Genomic DNA, 16,309 nt, shown 5'->3' with positions numbered 1-16,309 from the left:
ACTTGCCCGAAGACCTGCCCATAGTCCTGCCTGAAGCCTTTGCCGCGGCCCTGCGCGGTCTGCCGCCGCTGGCCGTGGCCTTTTCCGGCGGCCTGGACAGCCGCTTTCTCTGCCATGCGGCCCGGCTCTGCGGCTGCGACGTGCTGGCTTTGCACGCGCGCGGGCCGCACATTCCGCCGGAAGAGAGCGCGCGGGCCGCGCAATGGGCGCGGGAGAACTCCCTGCCTTTGCTTCTGGTGGATTTTGACCCCCTGGCGCTGCCGGAGGTGGCGGCCAACAGCCGGGAGCGCTGCTACGGCTGTAAAAAGGGACTTATCGCGACCCTGCGCATGGCTTTGCGGGAAACGGAGAGCGAGCGGGACGAAAGCCGCCGCCTGCTCTGCGACGGCAGCAATGCCGACGATCTGCGCGCCTTTCGGCCCGGACTGCGGGCTCTGGCCGAAGCCGGGGTGCGTTCGCCCCTGGCCGAAGCCGGGCTGTCCAAGGAAACCATCCGCGCCCTGGCCGCGTCCACCGGGCTGGACAGGCCGGAGCAGAAGGCCCGCCCCTGCCTGCTGACCCGTCTGGCCTACGGCCTTTCCCCGGATGCCGGAACGCTGGCGCGGCTGGCGCGGGCCGAATCAACCCTGGCGCAATTGTCAGCGCCTGGGCACGCGCCGGGTGGTACGCCGGACAGTGCGCCGGTTTGGGGAGACTTTCGTCTGCGCCTTACGCCCGCCCCCCTGCTCCAGGTCACGCGCCTGCCCGGCAATGCGGGGCCTTTGGCCGAAGCTGTTTTGTCCGAGCACGGTTTCACCCCCTGCGAGATATGCCTGACGGACAAGATCAGCGGTTTTTTTGACGGGTAATGTGCGGCCTGTGACAGCGGAATCGGGCCGGGGCTGGACTTTGCAATTGAAAAGGTCTATGAATAACAGCTTAATCATATGGGTTCATCTGGAGGAACTATCATGGCACATAAGAAAATCGAACGGAAAAAAGAGCTGGATCGTCGCCGTCAACGTCGCGCCGAGCGCCTGAAGCTGCGCGCGCGCGAAGCCAAGGCCGCAGCCAAGGCCTAGGGCAACGCAGCCTTTCAAGGCCACTTTGTTCCGGCGGCTGCGGAATGTCGTCTTTTCATGGGGCGAATGTCGCGGGGGATGCGCCTTATAACGGGTTCATCGCCTTTCGGTCAGCGGTTTTCCGCAGTGCCAACAACCGGTATGCCGCCCGCTCTGCGCCGTCCGCGCTCCTCTCGCGGGGCGCGTGCATTCGGTGTGGATTTTTCTGCTTATTCCGGCGGATCCCGTGCTGACAGGATCCTCGCCCCTTGACGGGCGACGGAAAAGCCGTATCTGCTGTGGCGGTAAGCCGCAAGGCGGCGCGGCGGCGGTCGCCCCGCGGACCTTCGCGCCCGGTCCGAAGGGGCGCGTCACTCCAACACAGCGGTTGTTCCGTTAATGGAACAGGCCGTCATCGGCGTCATCATGCCTATTTACGAATATCAATGTCCCAAGTGTCAGCGCGTGTTTGAGGAGTGGGTCAAGGCGTCGGACGCGCATGGGCAGGAACCCTGTCCCGACTGCGGCACGCCTTCACCCCGGATTATTTCGCAGACGTCCTTTGTGCTCAAGGGCGGCGGTTGGTATGTGAGCGACTACGGTTACCGCAAGGGCATTTCTGAGGACGGCGGCGCTCCGGCTGGTTCCGCTTCCGACGCGTCCGCCGGAGAGGCCAAGCCCGCCGAGGCGGCCAAAACCGACAAGGCCGAGGCTGCGCCCGCAACTGCGGAAAAGAGCGCCCCGGCGGAAAAAACCGTCGCTAAAGCCACACCCCCGTCCCAGGCCGCTAAGGCCAAGGGCGGCGCGGCGGCTTCATAGCCCGGAACCTGGTGTCTGATCTGAAAAATTAGACACACAAAATTCGTTAGGGTTGTGTGGCGGCGCAGCCGCCGTGGGTCAGCTAAAATTGAGAGCATAGCTACGCTCGAAATTTTTGCAGTAGGACACCAGGACAGTTGCGGCGGCAACGGCGCTTTGTGCGGCTTTTTCGGGAAAATTTGCGGCGCGAATCCTTGCCGCGTAATGCGAGCTGGCGAGCTTTGCTCGTCGTAAACAAGCATTCAAGTGGTAAATGCTCCAACGGCGCGCGGCAATCTCAAGCGCAAGATTTCTAAAGGGGAAGCCATGATCGAACGCTACACCCGGCCGGAGATGGGTCGGATCTGGACCCTGGAAAACCGTTATCGGGCTTGGCTCGCGGTGGAAGTGGCCGTGTGCGAGGCCTGGGCCGAGCTGGGGCGCGTCCCGGCGGAAGCCGTGAAGACGATCCGCGACAAGGCGGACATCGATGTGGAGCGCATCCTGACCATTGAGGAAACCACGCGCCATGACGTCATCGCCTTTCTGACTTCCCTGGAGGAAAAAGTGGGGCCCGAGGCCCGCTTCATCCATCTGGGCTGCACCTCCTCTGATATCGTGGACACGGCCAACGCCCTGTTGCTGGTCCAGGCCGGGGATCTGATTCTCAAGGATCTGCGCGCCCTGCTGGAAACTCTGGAAGACCTGGCCCGCCGCCACAAGGGCATGCTCTGCATGGGCCGCACCCACGGCATCCACGCCGAACCCACCAGCTTCGGCCTGAAAATGGCCGGCTTTTACGCGGAATTCGCGCGCCATCTCAAGCGGGTGGAAGCGGGCCTGGAAAGCGTGCGCGTGGGCAAAATTTCCGGCGCGGTGGGCACCTATGCCTTCCTTTCGCCGGAGCTGGAGCAGAAGGCCCTCAGCCGTCTGGGTCTCAAGGTGGACCCGCACTCCACCCAGATCATCCAACGAGACCGCTACGCCCATTTCTTCACTTCTCTGGCGATCATGGCCGGGGGCGTGGAGCGGCTCTGCGTGGAGCTGCGCCATCTCCAGCGCACCGAGGTGCTGGAGGTGGAAGAAGGTTTCGCCAAGGGCCAGAAGGGCTCTTCGGCCATGCCGCACAAAAAGAATCCCATTTCCGCCGAAAACATGAGCGGCCTTTCGCGCCTGCTGCGCTCCAACGCCCTGGCGGCCCTGGAAAACCAAGCCCTCTGGCATGAGCGCGACATCAGCCATTCCTCGGTGGAGCGGGTGATCATGCCCGATTCCACCATTCTGGCCGATTACGTGCTGACCCGCCTGGCCCGTCTGCTGTCCGGCCTGGTTGTCAAGCCCGAGCGCATGCGCGAAAATATGGAGCGTTCCTTCGGCCTGTATTTCTCGCAGCGGGTGCTCACGGCCCTGATCGCCGCCGGACTGCCCCGCCAGCAGGCCTATGAGGCCGTGCAGCGTCTTGCCATGCAGAGCTGGGAAACCCGCCGTCCCTTCCCGGACCTGGTGCGGGAGAACGCGGACATGCGCGCCCGCCTGGGCGAAGCCGCCCTGGCGGAGTTGTTCGACCCGGCCTATTATCTGCAACACGAGGACGCCGTCTTCACGCGCGTCTTCAGCGCCGATGCGGCGGAAAACTGAGCCGGGAGCAACGCCATGCTGGAACTCAAGCGCCGTCTGGCCCGCCTGCTGGTGGAAAAATCCTACCGCGAGGGGGATTTTGTGCTGGCTTCGGGCCGCAGGAGCGATTACTATTTTGACTGCCGGGTCACTGCCCTGCACGCCGAAGGGGCCTGGCTCATCGGCACGCTGTTCAACGACATGCTCAAGGGCCTGGACATCAAGGGCGTGGGCGGCATGACCATGGGCGCGGACCCGCTGGTTTCTGCCACCACGGTTATTTCGCATGAGCAGGGGCGGCCGCTGCACGGGCTGCTGGTGCGCAAGGAGGCCAAGGGCCACGGCACCGGACAGTTTGTGGAAGGGCTGGGCAATTTCAGCGCCGGCGATTCCGTCGCCATGCTGGAGGATGTGGTCACCACAGGCGGTTCGCTGCTCAAGGCCTGTGACCGGGTGCGCGCGGCCGATTTGTCCATTGCCGCCGTCTGCGCCATCCTGGACAGAGAGGAGGGGGGACGTGAAAAGCTGCAAGAGGCGGGCTACGACCTGCTGGCGCTTTTCACACGCAAGGAGCTGGTCGATCTGGCCTGCTGAGGCCGGAGGCGGGCTACCCTGCCGCGCCGCTGTTGCGGCGTCTCTTCGCGCGTCCATGTCCAGGTTGCTGGCGGGGCTGGCGTTGTCCTTGGTGCTCGCCGTCGTAACGGTTGCTCCGGCCCGCGCCGACAACTGGCAGGCCAATCTGTATAACGAAGGCCTGCCTTCCCATCTGGTGGCGGTGGACAAAAATCGCCGCGCCTTCCTCTTCTTCGAGAAAAAAAGCCCTCTCAAACTCAAATATTCCTTCCCCTGCGTCACGGGCCAGCTGGCGGGCGACAAACAGGAGCTCAATGACCTGCGCACGCCCGAGGGCATCTATTTTGTGGAATACAAAATCGCCAGCGGCCTGGACTTCAAGGAATACGGGGGCATCGCCTATACCCTCAACTATCCCAACCCTGTGGACCGGCTGCGCGGCAAGACCGGGCACGGCATCTGGATTCACAGCAAGGGCTTCGGCCTGGTGCCCACGCGCGGCTGCGTGGCTATCGGCCTGAAAGAAATCGACACGGTGGGCCCGCAGCTCACGCCCGGCACTGCCGTGGTGCTGGCCGAGCAATTTGACGAAAGCAGGGTTCCCCAGCCGGACAACGGCACGGCGCGCGAGCTGCGCCGTCTGATGCAGGCCTGGAGCAACGCCTGGGCCGCGCGTTCGCGCAAGATGTTCGACTATTACGACCCCGAATCCTACTCCAAAGCCACCGAGAACTTCTCGGCTTTCCGTCAGAACAAGGAACGCCTGTTCAAGATGCTCGGCTTCGTCAAGATCTATAATCGTGAGATCCATGCCCTGGAAGGGCCGGGCTACTGGGTGACCTGGACCGAGCAGTTCTACGCCGCTTCCAATCTCTCCACCGAAGGCGTGCGCCGTTTGTACTGGCAGCGCGGCAAGGACAAAAAATTCCGTATCGTGGGCATGGAATGGACCCCGCGCGATGTGGGCATGCGCGCCGATTTCCAGAAAGGCCGCCTGGTGGCCGCGAGCGTGCCCGCGGCCACGGATGCTTCTTCCGAAGCGCCCCTGCCGCCGCGCCTGGACATGCCCGAAGCCCCGGACGAAAAAACCGCGCCCGCCGCGCCTCCGGCGGCCGTGGCCGAAAAACTGCTGGCCGTCAGCGAACCCCTGGTTCCCCGCCGCGCTCCCGCGCCGCCGCCCGCTGAAATCAACTGGGGCGCCAAGCCGGGCATGGATGCCGCCCAGGGGGAACCCCCCGCCGCCGCGCCCGCTCCGGTTCCCGCCGCGCCCGTAGCTCTCTCGGCTCCCGAGACCTCGGCTGCCCCCGCAGCGTCAGCGTCATCCGCGCCCGTTACGCCCGAAGCCCCGACCCCTGCCGCGCAGCCGGTGGCTCCGGTCCTGACTCCGGAGACGCGCGTCGAGCTGGAAAAGGCCGTGCAAGCCTGGAACAAGGCCTTTGCCGCGCGTTCCGCCGACATCGCCGCCCTGTATGACCAACAGCAGTATAATCGTGTGCCCGGCGTGCCGCGCGGGCATTCCTACAACAGCGTGCAGCGCGAGTTGGAGCGTCAGTTCCGCGCCCCCTGGCTGAGCCTGATCAGCCGCGCGCCTGTTCTTGAGATTCAGGGGCCGTTGGCCGTAAGCCGCAGCGAACAACTTGTGGTCGGGCCCACCGGCACGGAGCAGGGCGTGCGCACCTTCTGGTGGCGCAGGGAGGCGGACGGGAGCTTCCGTATTGTGGGGTCGGAATTCAAGCCCGCCGAACTGGGCTTGGCCGCCAACTATCTGGAGGACGTCAGCGCCGCTGTCAGCGCGGATCTGGAATCCTGGCGCAAGGCCTGGGAGGCGGGCCGCCTGGATGACTACATGGGTTTTTACGCCGCCGACGCCGTGCAGCAGGGCCGCTGGGGAGCCAAGAACATCCGCCGCCAGAAGGAAACTCTCTGGGCGCGGGTCAAACCCACCTTGGTGCAACTTTCCGGCCTTCGCCTGGCCATGGACAAGCACGGCATCCGTGCGGACATGAGCCAAACGTATGCGGACAGCGCGGGCCACACCGACCGGGGCACCAAGACCTTGTTGTTGCGTTTTGACGGTAAAAACTGGCGCATCCAGCGCGAGGATTGGGCCCCCCAGGCTCCGGCTGCCCCGGCCCCGGCCGGACAGAGCGCCGCGGCATCCCGCCGGAGTGCGCAGAGGACTCTGCCTTGAGATATCGGGAGCGGCTCTGCATCATCTTTATGCGTGACAACGGCCCCCGGCACAGCTTTCGCGTGCGCCGGGGTCGTTTTTTCCTGATGCTGGCCTTTTTCGCCTGCCTGCCGCTGGTTTGCGGCGTGCTGGGCTGGCAGACCTGGCGGCTCTGGCAGGAAAACAAGGCCCTGCGCGAAAACGTGCTGCGTTTTGAAAGCGACTACCAGACGGCCCAGGCCACAGCCGAGCGGCTTGAAAATCTGGAGGAACTGCTGCGCGAGGAAGGCGTGCAGGGCCGGGAGCTGGTCTTGCGCAAACTGGCCAGCGCCGAGCAGGCTGAAACGCCGCCCCAGGCCTCCGGCGCGGAGGCCGCTTCGGCTCCCGAAGGCGCTCCGGCCATGAGTGAGGGGCCGGGCCATGAGGAATTTCCGGCCATCGACACGGGCTATGTGAAGGTGGGCAATGTACAGGCCCGCGCCCTGCGCGGCGGCAAGCTGCGCATTGCCCTGGATCTGCGTAATGCCGACGCTCAGAGACTGGCTTCCGGCACGGTGCTGGCGACCCTGGTGACGGCGGACGGCCAGAAGCACACGCTTTCTTTTGACCCGGACGACGTGGGCAATTTCCGCATCAGCCGCTTCAAACGCACGGTCATGGTGGCCCGCCTGCCCGAACGCTTGAGCCTGGTCAACGCCCAGATCATCCTGGAGGTCAAAAGCCAGGACCGGGCTGTGGCTTACCGCAATATTTTCGCTGTGGAGCATTAGGAGCTGTCGTCACGAACGTCTTTTCGGTTATCGCCGCGCCGAACATCGCCTTTTATTCCGGTCGCACACTCCCTGCATACTTTAGGGTCTGTTGGCACTACGTTTTTTTGTCCGCTGGCTTTGTTGAACTTCGCCTTTTATTCCAGTCGAGTACCATAGCTCTGCTGTCCTCATCCGTAAGCAGCTTCGCTGCAACGGCTGAGGCAAGAGTACACTCCTTTCATAAAAGGCTCGTTCTCCTTGCCAGCGAACAAAATCCCAGTAGTGTCATCAGCCCCTAGCCGTTATGCGAGGACGGGCATTACGGATAAGGACAGCAGCTCTAACAGGCTCGCTCTCCTTGGTATAACGCAAAAATCCATCTCGTGACGACAGTCTCTAGAATAATCCACATTTCAAGTGTGAGCTGCTGCAGAGCAGGGCATGGCACTGTTCACTCTGTGGATCCTGTCGAAAAGCAAACTCCCGCTTTGTTACTGCCGCCATTGGGCAGTCCCGCTTCTTTCACGCACGTGCGGTGAAACTTTTTTGCGTGCATGCCTTGTGGTATGACAACCCGCTTGCTCTGCCGTCGGATTCCATTGATCGAACACTCAATAGTAAAAAGCGCTTGCCTCTTTTCTTTTTTCAGGTGTACCTTCGTACTATTCCATAAAACGTGTGAGGGGGCGTTCTCTGCGGGAACGATGCCGGTCTGCGGACCGGCGCTGGAATTGTGAACAAGCGGAGGTGGCGATGGAAGCATTGTACGGTTTTTTGCAAGAGGTCAGCAATGTGGTCTGGGGCCCGATCATGCTGGTCATGCTGGTGGGCACGGGCCTGTATCTGACTATCAGCCTGCGGTTTTTCTCTTTCCGGAACTGGATTACGGCCTATAAATGTCTGTGGCAAGGCCGCAAGCACCAGTCCGAGCACGGCGAAGTTTCACCCTGGAACGCCCTGATGACCGCCTTGGCGGCGGATATCGGCACCGGCAATATCGTGGGCGTGGCCACGGCCATCGCGCTCGGCGGGCCGGGCGCGCTGTTCTGGATGTGGGTGACCGCCCTGGTGGGCATGATGACCAAATTTTCGGAAGTGCTGCTCTCCGTGCACTTCCGTGAAAAGACCCCGGCCGGTAACTGGGTGGGCGGGGCCATGTACTTCATCAAGAACGGCCTGGGTAAAAGCTATACCTGGCTGGCCACATCCTTCGCCCTGTTCGGCATGATTGCCTGTTTCGGCATCGGGGCCATGGTCCAGGCCAACGCCATCAGCGTGAATCTGGCCAAGACCGTGAGCGTGCCGGAATGGGGCACCGCGCTGGCTCTGCTCTTCTTCGCGGGCATCGTGCTCATCGGCGGCGTCAAGCGCGTGGGCGCGGTGGCCGGCAAGCTGGTGCCCTTCATGGCCGTGCTCTATATCATCATGTGCCTGGTCATCATCTTCATGAACATCCACCGCGTGCCTTCCGTGTTCTGGTGGGTGGTTTCCGACGCCTTCACGCCTACGGCGGCCCAGGGCGGCTTTGTGGGCGCCTCGGTGATGATGGCCATCCGCATGGGCATGGCCCGCGGCGTCTTCTCCAATGAAGCCGGTCTCGGTTCCGCGCCCATGGCCCACGCCGCCTCCACGGCCGAATCCCCCCTGGTACAGGCCTCTATCGGCATGCTGGACGTGTTCATCGACACCATCATCGTCTGCAGCATGACCGGCTTCGTGATCCTGGTATCTCTGGACCCCGCCGGTCAGCCCCTCTGGAGCTCCGGCATGGGCGGCGGCCTGCTGACCGCGGCGGCCTTCCAGTACAACCTGCCCGGCTTCGGAGAATACGGCGTGACCTTCTGCCTCACGCTTTTTGCCTTCACTACCGCTCTGGGCTGGTGCGTCTATGGTGAGCGTTGCGTCATTTATCTCTTCGGCGACAAGGCCCAGAAGCCCTTCCGCGTCATCTACGTCTGCGCGGTGGCTTTGGGCGCCATTCTGGCCCTGGACCTGGTCTGGCTGCTGGCCGACATCGGCAACGCCCTGATGGCCTTCCCCAACATCATCGGCATTATCCTGCTCAGCCCCATGCTGTTCAAGATCGTGCGCGAGGAAGTCAAGAAGGACCCGCGTTTCGTCCTTTAGGGCAATTCCCGTTTGTGAGGCACCGGCATGGCGGCTTGCCCGCCGTGCCGGTGCCTTGTTCAGGCCCGGACATCCCAGCATGCCGGGCCTGATTTTATTTCATAAAAATTCAGGTTGGCCGTCTCAAAAAGTACATTGAATTCCGTATGGATATTTGCTGCATTTCGGTATAACTTTTTTATCCGTCATTATTTATTTAATCACATAAAGTTATCGAAAAGTGATATTTTCCCAAAAAGCATATTCCGCCGGGATGGCAAGCAGGCTTTTTTCAAAAAGCCTCTGGCTGGTATTCGCGGCATTCGTCTGCATCAGCCTCGACAGCACGCTCTATGCCGGATACCTTTTCATCAAGGCCACGGCCGGGGACTCCACCAAAAGTGCTGGCCGACAACCTCACATCCCGGCTTGAGGCGACCTACAATCTGCTTGAGGGCATGAGCAAGCAGCCTCTGATCCAGGATACCGGCGTCTCGGTCATGGACCGGGCCATGAGCATGAAAACCTATGCCGACGCCTTCAAATTCTGGATGATCGGCGTGGTGGACCCGGACGGCACCATTTCCAGCACACTGCGGCCCAAAATCGGCAAGGTGGAGCGTGATTACATCCCCCGGATCATGTGCACCGGCACACGGGAACTCAGTGACCCCTTTTCCGCCGGAGCCACGGACGAGATGATCTTCACCCAGTTCATGCCGGTAAAAAAAGACGGCAAAGTCGTCAGCATCTGTTTCGTCTCCATTCCGCTGACCCATATGAGTCGGCTCCCACCGTTTCGCGCCCGCACTGAAACGGTTATTTTCTTCTGCTGGACGGTCGGCATTCGATCATCGCCCATCCGGACGCCGGTAAACTGATGGCCAACATAAAAAGCATGGTCAATGAAGAGACTTTTTTGTTCGGCAGCGACCGGCAGCAGTTTCTCGAAGATCTTGAAAAGCGGCGCAGCGGCAGCTTCCTTTGTTTTTTTGAGGGCCGGCTGACCTTCACCGCCTTCACCAATGTGGCTGACAGCAGCTGGATGCTGATCCACCGCTGATCGCCATGTTGCTGAGTTTCGGCATCCAGACCCTGCTCTACGCCCTGTTCTTTGTGCTGCTCCTGCGTTACGGCCGTAAGTTCTTCGCGCCGGTCGACAATATCGTCCGCCATGTGATGGACCTGAACAAGAACATCCACGATTCCGAGCCGTTCTCCGTGGAAAATGCCTGCGGCCTCATCGAGATTTCGCGTCGTGGCCTGTTTGATATGCTCACCGGCTTGCCCACGCGCCATCTTTTCCATCAGCAGGTCGACGAAATTCTTGAAGCGGCCCAGGACCGGCTCTACGGCATCTTCTTTTTCGATATGGACAGGCTGAAACCCATCAACGACAATCTGGGCCATGAGGCCGGTGACAAGGCGCTGCGGGGATTCGCGGACAGCCTTATGTCGTTTGCGGAAGAGCATCACGGTCTGGCCTGTCGCTACGGCGGCGACGAATTCGTGCTCTTCGCGCCTCTGCAACGTGCCTCCGATATCACGGAACTCGCCGAAGAGCTGCTCAAAAACCAGCGGGGCAGGGTCGAGGGACGCGGCAAAAGTTATGTCTACGGTACGAGTATCGGCATATGCCCGTATCCCTGCGGCGCGTTCACCTTTGCCGAAGCCCTGCGTGCCGCGGATCTGGCCCTGTACAAAGCCAAGTCGCGGGGCAGGGGGAGCTTCTCCGTCCACAAGCCTGGCCGGGAATGAACGGGGTGCCCGCGCCTGTTGTTCCCGTTTCCGGCGAGGGTGGAGGAACATTTTTTTGTGTATTCATTGAATAAACAAACAATTTGTGACGCGGCCAATCGCGCGGTTTTTGTTTTGCATGGCGCGGCTCGTGAAAAATGGAGCAGCATGAATTTGTGTAACATGCCTTCCCAAAAGGAAAAAACTTTGCTATAAAACACAAAGAAGTCTCACCACAATATGGTTTCACTGTTGCGTCGCAATGGACAAGAGCGGATTCGCTTTGAAGTTGTATCCAACTTCAAGCTGGGTGGCCTTCAACCGTAAACCGCAATGCGATAACGGCTGAAGCGGATCCACGCCGCTCCGGGTCAGCGGCGGAAAATTGTCGCGGTTTTCGGGACGGAGAGGCCGGACGGCCGCAAGGCCGCTCCGCGCGGACCGGTAGGCGGCTCCGCGTCGCGCAACTGTTCTTACTGAAGGGGTGCAGCGTTGCAAAAGCGTTATATTCCCATAGCGTTGTTGACAGCCGTTCTGGCGGTGGTGGCCGTGGTGGGCTATGTGCTGCCCGAGCCGCACGAGGCCGTGCCCCAGCGCGTCCTGTTGGACAACGCTGGCGGGCCGGTGGTTTTTCAGCATGCGGACCATGCCTTTCAGCAGAAAATTCCCTGTCAGAAGTGTCACCATGAAAGTCCGGTCAAGCGGGAAAACGTGCAGCGCTGCGAATCCTGTCACGGCGCGTCGTTTGACGCGGCCTTCAGGAAAAATCACGTGGCGGCCTTCAACGACAACGCTTCCTGCGCCACCTGTCATCACTATGAGCTCGGGGCCAAGAAGTGGGGGCACAAGAAGCATCAGGAAGAATACGGGGTGGACTGCCGCGAATGCCACCACAAGAATATCGACATCGAACCTGAGCCGCAGAACTGCGCGGACTGCCACGACTCCGGCGCGCCCACGGGCCAAAAGGCCGAAAAGGGCACGCCGCCCGACCTGGCCGACGCCGTGCACGCCCGTTGCGTGACCTGCCATGAGGAGATGTTCGCCGCCAAGGCCAAGGGCTGCGCCCAGTGCCACAGCCAGACGGCCGTGCGCGACATTCTGCCCAAGCAGGGCCTGGTCAAGCTCAATCCCATGTTCACCAATTGCGCCGTCTGCCACGGTCTGCCCGCGGAAAAGCTCATTCCCGGCCGCATGGACGCCTATCACAAGCTGTGCATGGGCTGCCACGAAAAGCTGAAGAAGGGCCCCTACGGCAAGCAACAGTGCGCGCAGTGCCATACCAGCAAGTGAGGCGGGGATGAAAGAGTTATTCCAGATGTTGAACGACCCTCGTTTCCATCTGCTGTATGGGGTGACGCAGCGTTTCAGCACCGGGCCGGAGCCGCGCTTGGTGCGCCTGAACCGCGAGGGTTTCAAGCTGGTGGAAGGGGTGACCAAGAAAACCCTGGTCCATCCGCGCATGCGCCTGGCCGTGCACCCCTCGCCGCTCAAGGGCGACGCTTTTTCGCCCATTTTCGGCCGTATTTGCGAAATCAACGAGCGCAGCATCTTTGTGGAGGCCGTGGAGCCCAACGAGGAACAGCGCCTGGCCGCCGAAGCCGTGGAAAGGAACAAGCTGGATCTGCTTTCCCTGCCGGAGCGCGGCGCGGAGCTGGGCCTGGTTCTCAAGAGCCTGGGCCTGAACACCCGTTCCCTGGGCCAGGACTGCAAGACCCTGATCATCAACGGCCTGAATCCGGACCCGGGCGTGACCTGGGCCGAGCCCATGCTGCTCACCCACCTGGACAATCTCAAGGCCGGTCTGGAAGTGCTGCGCCGCCTTTCCCCGGCGGAAAAAATTCTGCTGGCCGTGCCCAAGGAAATGCGCCTGCACCACCATGATATCGAGGTGGCGCCCGTGCCGTCCCAGTATCCGGCCAGCATCAATGCCCTGGTAATCAAGGCCGTCACCGGCAAGGAAAATCCCGAGGGCGTGGGTATCGTGGGCCTGCACAATGTCTGGAGCCTGGGCCGGGTGGCCCGCACCGGCCTGCCGCTCATCGAAACCGTGGTGACCATCGGCAGCTTCGAGCACTCGGGCAATTACATCGTCAAAGAGGGCAGCACCATCGGCGAGCTGCTGGAGTTCGCCAACATCGAGCTGAAAAACGGCGACACCCTGGTGCGCGGCGGCCCGTTGCGCGGCGAAAGCCTGGACAAACTGGACCGCAGCGTGACCAAGGGTTCCACCGGTGTCTTTGTGGTGGAGGCGGGCACCATTCCGCCCATGGAGGGGCACAGCCCCTGCATCAACTGCGGCGCCTGCACACTGATCTGCCCGGCCCGGCTGAGTCCCGGCTTTCTCAGCCGTTACGCCGAATTCGCCCTGCACGAGCGCAACCGCGCCGAACGTATCGAATGCTGCCTGGAGTGCGGGCTGTGCGGTTATGTCTGCATTGCCCGGCGGCCCGTGCTGCAATACATCCGCCTGTCCAAGCATAAACTGGCCCAGGCCGACGCTGCGGCCAAACTTCAGGAATTACGGCCCCTGACGCCGCCCTTCAGCGACGGGGCCGCCGCCAAACAGGGAGGTGAATGATGTCCGCAGCCGCCACGCCCGTGCTTCTGGCCATGAGCGCCCCGCCTTACTGGCACTGCGGGCGCACCATCCGCCAGACCAGCCTGTATATGCTGGCGGGCCTCGCCCCGGCGATCATCATGTCCATATGGAATTGGGGCCTGCCCGCGGCGCGGGTCATGGCCCTGTGCGTGGCCACCGCCGTGCTCACCGAGGCGCTCTGCCAGAAAGCCATGGGCCGCGAACTCTCGGTGGACGATTTCACGGCGGTCAATTCCGGCTTGCTGCTGGCCTTTCTGCTGCCCGCCGCCGCGCCCTGGTGGCTGGTCATGCTGGGCGCGTTCATCGCCGTGACCCTGGGCAAAATGGCCTTCGGCGGCCTGGGCGCCAATCCGGTAAACACGCCGCTGGTGGGCTGGGCCGTGCTGTTCGTGTCCTTTCCCCTGCTCATGGATCCCAACGCCATGCAGCTCGCCACGGATTTCGCGGACCCGCTGATCCGGCTCAAATATTTCGGCCCTGCGGCGGCGGAGTCCATTCCCTTCATGGATCTGCTGCTGGGCAAACAGATCGGCGGCCTGGGCGCGACCCAGGTGGGCGCGCTGTTCTTGGGCGGTTCCTTCCTGGCCGCGCGCGGCATCATCCGCTGGCAGATTGCCCTGGGCTTCTTTCTCGGCGTGGTCGGGTTGGCGGCCCTCTATAATATGCTGGACCCGGCCGTGGACGCCTCGCCCTTTTTCCATCTCTGCACCGGCTCGGTGATGCTGGGCGGCTTCTTTCTGGCCACGGAGACGGCCAATGCGCCCTCCAGGCCGCTGCCCATGTTCATTTACGGCCTGATGGGCGGCACGCTGACCATCATAATCCGTAAATACGGCATCTATGCGGACGGCACGCCCTTTGCCATTTTGCTGGTCAATCTGCTGACCCCCTTCCTGGATCTGATCCGTCCCAAACCTTTTGGAGCGCGTTAGTCATGATCGGCATGTTGCGAATGGTGGTGGTGCTTTCGGTGCTGTGCGGGCTGTCGGGCTTTGCGCTGTCCTATCTCAAGATGGTCACGGCTCCGCGCATTGAGGAACAGGTGCTGACCTACGTGCAGGGCCCGGCTCTGGCGCGGGTTTTCACCCACACCCAGAATTCACCCATTGCGGACCGCCGCAAATTCCCGCTGGACCACGGCTCGATCACGGTGTTCCCGGCCCTGCGCGACGGCAAGCTGGTGGGCGTGGCCCTGGAAGAGCAGGGCAAGGGCTACGGCGGCGAGATCGGCGTCATGGTGGGCTTTAATGTGGACAGCGACACCCTGGCAGGCATCGGCATCACCACGCTCAAGGAAACGCCGGGTCTGGGCATGCGGGTGACGGAACAGGCTTTTTCCGGACAGTTCGCCGGGGCGCGCACCCCTGTGGCGCTCGCCTCCCAGGGGGGCTCCATTGATGGAGTCTCCGGGGCCACCATTTCCTCCGGCGGCGTGGTGACGGCCGTGAACAAGGCGGTCCAGGTCTACAGCCGACTTAAACCGGAAATTCTCAAAGTCTGGTCCAAATAGAAGCGCATCGCGCCGATTTTGCCGCAAGGAGGCAGCCATGACCGTCATGCAGGAATTCACCAAGGGGCTCTGGAAAGAGTTGCCGCCTTTCCGCCTGGTGCTGGGGCTCTGTCCTACCCTGGCCGTGACCAATTCGGCGGACAACGGTCTGGGCATGGGCCTGGCGGTTATTTTCGTGCTGGTGCTCTCCAATATGTTGATTTCCATGGTGCGCAGCATCATTCCCAAGAAGGTGCGCATCGCCTGCTTCATCGTCATCGCGGCCTCGCTGGTGGTGGCCGTTGAACTGCTTATGCAGGCCTATGCCTATCCGCTCTACCAGCGCCTGGGCATCTTCGTGCCCCTTATCGTGGTCAACTGCATCATTCTGGGCAGGGCTGAAGCCTTTGCCGCCAAAAACGGCGTGGCCGCCTCTGTGGCCGACGGTCTGGGCATGGGCCTGGGCTTCACGCTTTCCCTGACATTTCTGGGGTCGTTGCGGGAAATTTGGGGCAACGGCACCTGGTTCGGCCATGCCATCATGTGGGACGGCTTTGAACCTTTCCGGATCATGGTCAAGGCGCCGGGCGCGTTCATTTGCCTGGGGCTGATCCTGGCCGGAATGAATCTGATCAACTTCTGGCAGGCCCGGCGCAAGGGCCGTGAGCCCCGGCCCCTGACTGAAGGCTGCGGCGCCTGCCAGGCCTGCAATATGGCGGCTCGCGAAGGCTAGGGCCGCCTCAGGCCGTCTGCCGGAGCATCGCGGATTTTTGAAAGGAGCGGCGCATGGAAATTTTTGCGATCTTTATTTCCGCCATCTTCGTCAACAACATCGTGTTGGCGCAGTATCTGGGCAACTGTCCCTACCTGGGCTGCTCCAAGGAAAAGAGTGTGGCTCTGGGCATGGGCGGGGCCGTGATTTTCGTTATCATCGTGTCCACGTTCTGCACCTGGCTCATGCAGCGCTATGTGCTGGACCCCTATGACCTCGGCTACTTGCAGACCATTGTGTTCATTGTGGTCATCGCCGCCCTGGTGCAGTTCGTGGAAATGTTCCTGAAAAAAGCCGTGCCGCCGCTCTACGCGGCCCTGGGCATTTTTCTGCCGCTGATCACCACCAACTGCGCGGTTATGGGCGTGGCCATCCTGGTGCAGCGCGAAGGTTTCGGCCTGTTGGAATCCGTGATCTGGGGCGCTGCCTACAGTGTGGGCTTTACGCTGGCCCTGCTGCTCATGGCCGGTATTCGTGAGCGGCTGGACACCTGCCGTCTGCCCAAAGCCATGGCCGGAACGCCCATCGCCTTGGTCATGGCCGGGCTGATGTCGCTGGCGTTCATGGGCTTCAAGGGTATGGGCCATTGAGAAGAGGCGTCTTTTGCCCCCCCCGGCGGCGTCAGGCGTCGCGTCGCGCGCCGGTCATGTATG

The 16,309-nt window shown here is 62.0% G+C and carries 16 protein-coding genes; all 16 read left to right on the top strand.

Annotation, left to right across the window (positions count from 1 at the left end; all coding sequences use genetic code 11):
* Positions 1 to 2: 2 nt before the first annotated feature.
* The 16 genes from HMPREF1022_RS11755 to HMPREF1022_RS11680 all read left to right on the top strand — a co-directional run bounded on the left by HMPREF1022_RS11755 (position 3) and on the right by HMPREF1022_RS11680 (position 16,246).
* Positions 3 to 848, top strand: coding sequence for a PP-loop family protein (locus HMPREF1022_RS11755; RefSeq protein ID WP_232221597.1), 846 nt, complete (start codon positions 3 to 5; stop codon positions 846 to 848).
* Positions 849 to 1,466: 618 nt separating this feature from the next.
* The gene (locus HMPREF1022_RS11750) at positions 1,467 to 1,859 is read left to right on the top strand and encodes an FmdB family zinc ribbon protein (RefSeq protein WP_232221596.1); all 393 of its coding nucleotides are present in this window, start codon (positions 1,467 to 1,469) and stop codon (positions 1,857 to 1,859) included.
* Positions 1,860 to 2,165: 306 nt separating this feature from the next.
* Positions 2,166 to 3,476, top strand: a complete 1,311-nt coding sequence (gene purB / locus HMPREF1022_RS11745; protein WP_009303272.1) for an adenylosuccinate lyase — start codon at positions 2,166 to 2,168, stop codon at positions 3,474 to 3,476.
* Positions 3,477 to 3,491: 15 nt separating this feature from the next.
* Complete coding sequence (pyrE, locus tag HMPREF1022_RS11740) at positions 3,492 to 4,049, top strand: orotate phosphoribosyltransferase (protein ID WP_009303270.1); 558 nt, start codon at positions 3,492 to 3,494, stop codon at positions 4,047 to 4,049.
* A 55-nt stretch (positions 4,050 to 4,104) separates the two neighbouring features.
* Positions 4,105 to 6,219: a L,D-transpeptidase family protein gene (locus HMPREF1022_RS16660; RefSeq protein ID WP_009303268.1), complete on the top strand. Its 2,115-nt coding sequence runs from the start codon at positions 4,105 to 4,107 to the stop codon at positions 6,217 to 6,219.
* The gene (locus HMPREF1022_RS11730) at positions 6,216 to 6,968 is read left to right on the top strand and encodes a hypothetical protein (protein WP_009303267.1); all 753 of its coding nucleotides are present in this window, start codon (positions 6,216 to 6,218) and stop codon (positions 6,966 to 6,968) included. The genes HMPREF1022_RS16660 and HMPREF1022_RS11730 overlap by 4 nt, the downstream gene beginning before the upstream one ends.
* A 735-nt stretch (positions 6,969 to 7,703) precedes the next feature.
* Entirely contained in the window at positions 7,704 to 9,077 is a 1,374-nt protein-coding gene (locus HMPREF1022_RS11725) for an alanine/glycine:cation symporter family protein (RefSeq protein WP_009303266.1), read from the top strand.
* Between the two features lie 332 nt (positions 9,078 to 9,409).
* Complete coding sequence (locus HMPREF1022_RS11720) at positions 9,410 to 9,937, top strand: hypothetical protein (RefSeq protein ID WP_156802959.1); 528 nt, start codon at positions 9,410 to 9,412, stop codon at positions 9,935 to 9,937.
* 38 nt (positions 9,938 to 9,975) lie between these two features.
* Entirely contained in the window at positions 9,976 to 10,119 is a 144-nt protein-coding gene (locus HMPREF1022_RS11715) for a hypothetical protein (protein ID WP_232221595.1), read from the top strand.
* 5 nt (positions 10,120 to 10,124) lie between these two features.
* Positions 10,125 to 10,814: a GGDEF domain-containing protein gene (locus HMPREF1022_RS11710; protein WP_009303263.1), complete on the top strand. Its 690-nt coding sequence runs from the start codon at positions 10,125 to 10,127 to the stop codon at positions 10,812 to 10,814.
* A 471-nt stretch (positions 10,815 to 11,285) separates the two neighbouring features.
* Positions 11,286 to 12,086 (top strand): cytochrome c3 family protein, encoded by an 801-nt coding sequence (locus HMPREF1022_RS11705; protein ID WP_009303262.1) that lies wholly within the window; start codon positions 11,286 to 11,288, stop codon positions 12,084 to 12,086.
* Positions 12,087 to 12,093: 7 nt separating this feature from the next.
* Positions 12,094 to 13,374 carry an electron transporter RnfC gene (locus tag HMPREF1022_RS11700; RefSeq protein WP_008682753.1) on the top strand — a complete coding sequence of 427 codons (1,281 nt, stop codon included), beginning with the start codon at positions 12,094 to 12,096 and terminating at the stop codon, positions 13,372 to 13,374.
* The gene (locus HMPREF1022_RS11695) at positions 13,371 to 14,327 is read left to right on the top strand and encodes an RnfABCDGE type electron transport complex subunit D (protein ID WP_035061508.1); all 957 of its coding nucleotides are present in this window, start codon (positions 13,371 to 13,373) and stop codon (positions 14,325 to 14,327) included. Before HMPREF1022_RS11700 ends, HMPREF1022_RS11695 begins: the two co-directional genes overlap by 4 nt.
* Before the next feature lie 2 nt (positions 14,328 to 14,329).
* Complete coding sequence (gene rnfG, locus HMPREF1022_RS11690; RefSeq protein ID WP_008682750.1) at positions 14,330 to 14,905, top strand: RnfABCDGE type electron transport complex subunit G; 576 nt, start codon at positions 14,330 to 14,332, stop codon at positions 14,903 to 14,905.
* Positions 14,906 to 14,942: 37 nt separating this feature from the next.
* Positions 14,943 to 15,617 carry an electron transport complex subunit RsxE gene (gene rsxE, locus HMPREF1022_RS11685; protein ID WP_008682744.1) on the top strand — a complete coding sequence of 225 codons (675 nt, stop codon included), beginning with the start codon at positions 14,943 to 14,945 and terminating at the stop codon, positions 15,615 to 15,617.
* 53 nt (positions 15,618 to 15,670) lie between these two features.
* Positions 15,671 to 16,246, top strand: a complete 576-nt coding sequence (locus HMPREF1022_RS11680; protein WP_008682742.1) for an electron transport complex protein RnfA — start codon at positions 15,671 to 15,673, stop codon at positions 16,244 to 16,246.
* Positions 16,247 to 16,309 lie beyond the last annotated feature (63 nt).

The organism is Desulfovibrio sp. 6_1_46AFAA (genome assembly GCF_000224635.1).
GTDB classification, from domain to species: Bacteria; Desulfobacterota; Desulfovibrionia; order Desulfovibrionales; family Desulfovibrionaceae; genus Desulfovibrio; species Desulfovibrio fairfieldensis.
The sequence above is the reverse complement of the archived record's forward strand: the minus strand, read 5'-3'. Positions and strand labels throughout refer to the sequence as shown.